6 protein-coding genes are annotated in these 6,799 nt (G+C 70.7%); all 6 read left to right on the top strand.

Annotation, left to right across the window (positions count from 1 at the left end):
* Window positions 1–144: 144 nt before the first annotated feature.
* The 6 genes from ACFVDI_RS28400 to ACFVDI_RS28375 all read left to right on the top strand — a co-directional run bounded on the left by ACFVDI_RS28400 (window position 145) and on the right by ACFVDI_RS28375 (window position 6,719).
* Window positions 145–1,332 (top strand): PucR family transcriptional regulator, encoded by a 1,188-nt coding sequence (locus ACFVDI_RS28400; RefSeq protein ID WP_378912228.1) that lies wholly within the window; start codon window positions 145–147, stop codon window positions 1,330–1,332.
* Between the two features lie 103 nt (window positions 1,333–1,435).
* Window positions 1,436–2,626, top strand: coding sequence for an acyltransferase domain-containing protein (locus tag ACFVDI_RS28395; RefSeq protein ID WP_378912227.1), 1,191 nt, complete (start codon window positions 1,436–1,438; stop codon window positions 2,624–2,626).
* Entirely contained in the window at window positions 2,623–3,609 is a 987-nt protein-coding gene (locus ACFVDI_RS28390; RefSeq protein WP_378912226.1) for a beta-ketoacyl-ACP synthase III, read from the top strand. The genes ACFVDI_RS28395 and ACFVDI_RS28390 overlap by 4 nt, the downstream gene beginning before the upstream one ends.
* Window positions 3,610–3,663: 54 nt before the next feature.
* Window positions 3,664–3,915 (top strand): acyl carrier protein, encoded by a 252-nt coding sequence (locus ACFVDI_RS28385; RefSeq protein WP_008364250.1) that lies wholly within the window; start codon window positions 3,664–3,666, stop codon window positions 3,913–3,915.
* Between the two features lie 90 nt (window positions 3,916–4,005).
* On the top strand, window positions 4,006–5,274 hold the full coding sequence (locus ACFVDI_RS28380) for a beta-ketoacyl-[acyl-carrier-protein] synthase family protein (protein WP_378912225.1): 1,269 nt from the start codon (window positions 4,006–4,008) through the stop codon (window positions 5,272–5,274).
* A complete protein-coding gene (locus ACFVDI_RS28375) occupies window positions 5,274–6,719 on the top strand; it encodes an acyl-CoA carboxylase subunit beta (RefSeq protein WP_378912224.1) in 1,446 nt (481 codons plus the stop codon). The genes ACFVDI_RS28380 and ACFVDI_RS28375 overlap by 1 nt, the downstream gene beginning before the upstream one ends.
* The last annotated feature ends 80 nt before the right edge of the window (window positions 6,720–6,799 follow it).

Here is a 6,799-nt window from a genome sequence, read left to right as displayed (position 1 = left end):
GAAGGGCATCTCGCTGGAGGGCGGCGACGCCTGACCCTCGTGGCGCCGAGTCGCCGCTTCTGACCCCGTGTCTGGCGAAGCGAAGCGAGCCAGAGGGGTCGGATGCGCCGACTCGGCATGTCATCAGATGTACTAAGCGCAAGAATGGACAACGTGACCGCAGTGATCCCTCCCACCCGCCAGCGCACCGCGCAGGCTCTGCGTCGCGCGACCGGCCGGCTGGCGACGGCCGCGACCTCGCGCATGGACGACGCGATGCCGTGGTTCAAGGATCTCTCCGCGAAGAACCGCTCCCTGGTCGGCCTGATCGTCCAGGCCGGCATCAAGGAGTTCGTCGGCTGGTACGCCGGCGGCGCCTCCGCCGACACCGCAAAGCCCGACCTGGCCGCCTCGATGTTCGGTGTCGCGCCGCGCGCGCTGACCGGCATCATCACGCTGCAGCAGACCGTCGACCTGGTCCGACTCTCGATCGAGGTGGTCGAGGCCAACATCGACGACCTCCTCGGCACCGAGGACGCCGCCGACGTGCATGAGGCCATCGGCCGCTACGCCCGCGAGGTCGCCTTCGCCACCGCCGAGGTCTACGCCCGCGCCGCCGAGCAGCGAGGTGCCTGGGACGCCCGTCTCGAGGCGCTCGTGGTCGACGCGGTCCTGCGCGCCGAGACCGACGAGGTCGTCCTCTCCCGGGCCAGCGCGCTCGGCTGGGACGCCGACCTGCAGCTGTGCGCCGTCCTCGGCCACGCGCCCGATGGCGTCGGCCTCGACGCCGCCATGGAGGAGGTACGCCGGCGCGCCCGCGTCCACGACATGCACTCCCTGTGCGCGGTCCAGGGTGACCGCCTCGTCGCCCTGCTCGGCGGTATCGAGGACCCGCTCGAGGCCGCCGGCCGCATCGTCGATCTCTTCGCCGACGGTCCCGTCGTGGTCGGGCCGATGGCCACCGGGCTCGCCACCGCCGCCGACTCCGCCCGAGCCGCGCTCTCGGCCTACCGGGCCGCGCCCGGGTGGCCCGACGCACCTCGTCCGGCGCGGAGCCAGTCGTTCCTGCCCGAACGTGCCCTGGCCGGCGACGCGTGGGCCCACCGCTACCTGATCGAGCATCTCTACCAGCCGTTGGTGGAGGCCCGCAGCACCCTGATCGAGACGCTGGCGGCGTACTTCGCCGCCGGAGGCGGCCTCGAAGCCACCGGTCGCACCCTGTTCGTGCACCCCAACACCGTGCGCTACCGGCTCAAGCAGGTGGCCGAGCTCACCGGCTTCACCCCGACCGACTCACGGGACGCTCTTGCGCTGCAGGTCGCCCTGATCCTCGGCAGGCAACAGGACCATTAACCCTGGCATCGGCGGAAATTGTAGAACCCCTACAGGATTGCGTGACAGATATTCGTCGCCGCCGAAGGTGAACCAGGACCCCTCCAGACGGGACCATCGTTCCGTGCTCGTCATTGTCGCCCCCGGACAAGGTGCTCAGACACCAGGATTCCTCACCCCGTGGCTGGAGGACCCCGCTTTCGCCGCTCGTATGGAGTGGCTCTCGACCGTCGCAGGCATCGACCTGATCGACTACGGCACCAATGCCGACGCAGAGACCATCCGCGCCACCGAGATCGCCCAGCCCCTGCTGGTCGCCACCGGCCTGGTCGCCGCGCTGCAGCTCTTCCCGCAGCCCGCGGACGCCTTCGCGAAGATCGGTGCCGTCGCCGGCCACAGCGTCGGTGAGATCACCGCCGCCGCCGGCGCCCGCGCGATCAGCGCCGAGCAGGCGATGGTGCTCGTCCGTGAGCGTGGCAAGGCCATGGCCGAGGCCGCCGCGAAGACGCCGACCGGCATGACCGCGGTCCTCGGCGGAGTCCGCGAGGAGGTCCTCGCGGCGATCGAGAAGCACGGCCTCACCCCCGCCAACGACAACGGCCCCGGGCAGATCGTCGCCGCGGGCACGCTCGAGGAGCTCGAGGCCTTCGCCGCCGAGCCGCCCGCCAAGGCCCGGCTGATGCCGCTCAGCGTCGCCGGCGCGTTCCACACCAAGCACATGGAGCCCGCCGTCGGCCACCTCACCCGGCTGGCCCAGAGCGTCTCGACCCACGACCCGCGTACGCGCCTGATCAGCAACAAGGACGGCCAGATCGTCCATGACGGCGCGAAGGCGCTGGACCGGATCGTCGGCCAGATCGCCAACCCGGTGCGCTGGGACCTCTGCCTCGACACGATGTCCGACATCGGCGTGACCGGCATCCTGGAGATGCCGCCGGCCGGCACCTTGACCGGGATCGCCAAGCGGGCCCTCAAGGGCGTCGAGACCTTCGCCCTGAAGACGCCCGACCAGCTCGAGGACGCCCGCGCGTTCGTCGAGAAGCACGGCGAGGCCAACCCGATCGAGACCACGCCGACCTGGCGCATGGTCGTCTCGCCCTCCAAGGGGACCTTCAAGCTCTCCGAGACGGTGTCCGGCCTCGACGTGATCCCGGCCGGCACCGAGATCGGCGCGATCGCCAGCCTCCGCGACACGATCGCGATCACCTCGGCCCACGGTGGCGAGGTCATCGAGTGGCTGGTCGAGGACGGCGACCTCGTCTCCCCCGGCCAGCCCCTGCTCCGTCTGCACCCGACGGGAGCGCAGCACTCGTGATCTCATCCCCGACAGGCGCCCCGCACGCCCGCATCCTCGGCGTGGGCGGCTATCGTCCGAGCCGGGTCGTCCCCAACAGCGAGATCGTCGGCCTCATCGACTCCTCCGACGAATGGATCCGCACCCGCTCAGGCATCGTCGAGCGCCGCTGGGCGAACGACGAGGAGACCGTGCAGATGATGTCGGTCGCCGCGTCCCGCAAGGCTCTCGAGCACGCCGGCATCGGCATCGACCAGATCGACTGCGTGATCGTCGCGACGGTCAGCCACATGCGCCAGACCCCCGCGGTCGCCGCGCTGATCGCCGACGAGCTCGGCGCCGACAACCCGGCCGCCTTCGACATCTCGGCGGCCTGCGCCGGCTTCTGCCACGGCATCGCGTTGGCCAACGACCTCGTCCGCGGCGGCAGCGCCCGTCACGTACTCGTCATCGGCGTCGAGCGGCTCTCCGACATCACCAACCCGCACGACCGTGGCACCGCCTTCATCTTCGCCGACGGCGCGGGCGCCGCGGTCGTCGGCCCGAGCGAGGAGCCCGGGATCGGTCCGGTCGTGTGGGGCTCCTCCGGCGACAAGGCCGACCTGATCCAGACGCCCGACTGGTTCGTCGCCAACGAGGCCAAGGAGACGCCCTGGCTCACGATGGAGGGCAACCCCGTCTTCCGCTGGGCCTCGTTCGCGATGGCCAAGGTCGGCCAGGAGGCGCTCGAGAAGGCCGGCATCACGGCCGACGAGCTCGACTGCTTCGTCCCGCACCAGGCCAACATGCGCATCGTCGACGCCCTGGCCCGCTCCATGAAGCTCCCGGAGTCGGTCAAGATCGCACGTGACATCGCCACGATGGGCAACACCTCCGCCGCCTCGGTCCCGCTGGCCCTTGAGCGGATGGTCGAAGAGGGGCAGGCTCAGTCGGGCGACACCGCTCTGCTCATCGCGTTCGGCGCCGGGCTGGTCTACGCCGCCCAGGTCGTCGTCCTGCCCTAGCCTCACACCACCCAGAGTTTCACCACAAAGAAAATCCGAGAGGAAGCACCACACATGGCCACCACCGAAGAGATCCGCTCCGACCTCGCCGAGATCGTCAACGAGGTCGCCGGCATCGATGTCGCCGACGTCCAGCTCGACAAGTCCTTCGTCGACGACCTCGACGTCGACTCGCTGTCCATGGTCGAGGTCGTCGTTGCCGCCGAGGAGAAGTTCGGCGTATCCATCCCCGACGAGGAGGTCAAGAACCTCAAGACCGTTGGCGACGCGGTGAGCTTCATCGAGAAGGCTTCCGCGAACGCCTGACGCGCCCCGGCGGCTCGGCCAACCCTCCCAGGCCGAGCCGCCGGACCTGTATCACCTGTTCCCGACGCGCCAACACCCCACGGAGACCACATGAGCAGCCGCACCCGAGTCGTCGTCACCGGATTGGGCACCACCAACCCGGTCGGCGGAGACGTAGCCACCACCTGGGATGCCTTGATCGCCGGCCGCTCCGGCATCCGCGAGCTCACCGAGGAGTGGGCTCAAGACCTTCCCGTACGCATCGCCGGCCGCATCGCCGTCGAGCCGTCCGAGGTTCTGGAGAGGGTCAAGGCCAGGCGCCTGGACCGCTCCGCACAGTTCGCCGTGGTCGCCGCGGCCGAGGCCTGGAAGGACGCCGGCTTCGAAGGCACCGCGACCGAGGCCGGCCTCGACGGTGAGCGCCTCGGCGTCGCCGTCGCCACCGGGATCGGCGGCGTGACCACGCTGCTCGACAACTACGACACGCTTCTCGCCAAGGGGCCGCGCCGGGTCAGCCCGCTCGCCGTCCCGATGCTGATGGCCAACGCCTCGGCAGCCAACATCTCGCTGACCTACGGCGCCCGCGCCGCCGCTCAGACCCCGATCTCGGCCTGTGCCTCCGGCTCCGAGGCGATCGCCCTGGCCGCCGACCAGATCCGTCTGGGCCGCGCCGACGTCGTGCTCGCCGGCGGCACCGAGGCCGCGATCCACCCGCTGCCGATCGCCGCGTTCGCCAACATGATGGCCCTGTCCAAGACCGCGTCCGGCCCCGACGGTGGCGACCCGACCGCGGTCAGCCGCCCCTGGGACACCGGCCGCGACGGCTTCGTCCTCGGCGAGGGTGCCGGCATCGTCGTGCTCGAGTCGCTCGAGCACGCTCAGGCCCGTGGCGCCCGGATCTACGCCGAGGTCCTCGGCTCCGGCGTGACCGCCGACGCCCATGACATCGCCCAGCCCGACCCGGAGGGTCGTGGCGGCAGCCGCGCCATCAAGCGCGCGCTCGAGGACGGCGACATCGACCCGAGCACGATCGCCCACGTCAACGCTCACGCGACCTCCACCCCGCAGGGCGACATCGCCGAGGGCCTGATGCTCCACGCCACCCTCGGCAAGCACGTCGAGAACGTCGTGGTCACTTCGACCAAGTCGATGACCGGCCACCTGCTCGGCGGTGCCGGCGCACTCGAGACGGTCGCGACCGTGCTGGCGATCCACCACCGCCAGTCGCCGCCGACCATCAACCTCGACAACCTCGACCCCGCGGTCGAGCTCGACATCGCCACCAAGGCGCGCGACCTCCCGGTCGGCGACATCGCAGCTCTCAACAACTCCTTCGGCTTCGGCGGCGCGAACGTCGCTGTCGTCTACGGAAGCATCTGATGACGATCACGGCGCCTGCACCGGCCCCCGCGGCGAAGCAGAAGCTTCCTCGCGACCAGGACCCGCGCAACCCGCTGACCCGTCTGCAGGCGCTCTTCGACGAGGGCACCGTCAAGCTCATCTCGCCCGACGACGATTCCGGCATGCTGGCCGCCGTCGGCGAGGTGGACGGCACCCGCGCGGTCGCCTTCTGCTCCGACGCCACCGTCATGGGCGGTGCGATGGGCGACCTCGGCTGCCGTGTGGTCGTCGACGCCTACCACCGGGCGATGACCGACGGCATCCCGATCATCGGCCTGTGGCACTCCGGTGGCGCCCGGCTCGCCGAGGGCGTACTCTCCCTGCACGCCGTGGGCCGCATCTTCCACGCGATGACGCAGGCCAGCGGCAAGATCCCGCAGATCTCGGTCGTTCTCGGCCCCGCGGCCGGCGGTGCTGCCTACGGTCCTGCCCTCACCGACGTCGTCATCCTCGGCCCCGAGGGCCGGATCTTCGTGACCGGTCCCGACGTCGTACGCTCCGTCACCGGCGAGGACGTCGACATGCTGCGCCTCGGCGGCCCGGAGCCGCACGGCCGCCGCTCCGGCGTCGTCCACATCCTCACCGAGTCCGAGCGCGAGGCTCTCGACAAGGCGCGCACGGTCACCTCCCTCCTCGGTTCGCAGGGCGGTCTCGACGTCGCCGCGGTGGAGGACAAGGACCTCGCCGAGCAGCTGCCGGAGTCGAAGAAGCGTGCCTACGACGTACACCCGCTCGTGGAGAACATCCTCGACGAGGGCACCACCCAGGAACTGCACGCGCGTTGGGCGCCCAACATCGTCACCGCCCTGGGCCGCTTCGGCGGCCGCACTGTCGGCGTCGTGGCCAACAACCCGCTGCGGCTCGGCGGCTGCCTCGACTCCCTCTCAGCGGAGAAGGCCTCCCGGTTCGTACGTCTCTGCGACTCGCTCGGCGTCCCGCTGATCGTCGTCGTCGACGTCCCCGGCTACCTGCCAGGCGTGGGTCAGGAGTGGGACGGGGTCGTCCGCCGTGGCGCCAAGCTCCTGCACGCCTTCGGCGAGTGTGTGGTCCCCCGGGTCACCCTGGTGACCCGCAAGACCTATGGCGGCGCCTACATCGCCATGAACGCCCGTTCCCTCGGCGCGACCAAGGTCTTCGCCTGGCCGGGTGCCGAAGTCGCGGTCATGGGCCCGGTCGCCGCCATCCGCATCCTGCACCGCCGCAAGCTCGCCGAGGTCGCGCCTGACCTCCGTCCTCAGGTCGAGGCGGAGCTCGCGGCCGAGCACGAGCGTCTCGCCGGCGGTGTCGACAAGGCCGTCGAGATCGGTGTCGTGGATGAGGTCATCGAGCCGGCTGCCACCCGCAGCGCGATCGCTGCCGCCTTCGAGGAAGCGATCCAGACCGTCGGCGTACGCCGCGGTGCTCACGGCAACATCCCACTATGACCGATCTCGGCCAGGCGCCCGCCGAGTCGGCGCATCCTGACCGAAAACAACGCCGAGTCGGCGCGTCATGACGCGCCGAC

Source organism: Nocardioides sp. NPDC057767, assembly GCF_042798275.1.
Classification (GTDB): domain Bacteria; phylum Actinomycetota; class Actinomycetes; order Propionibacteriales; family Nocardioidaceae; genus Nocardioides.
Note: the sequence above shows the minus strand (reverse complement) of the source record. Positions and strands in the feature narration are given on the sequence as shown.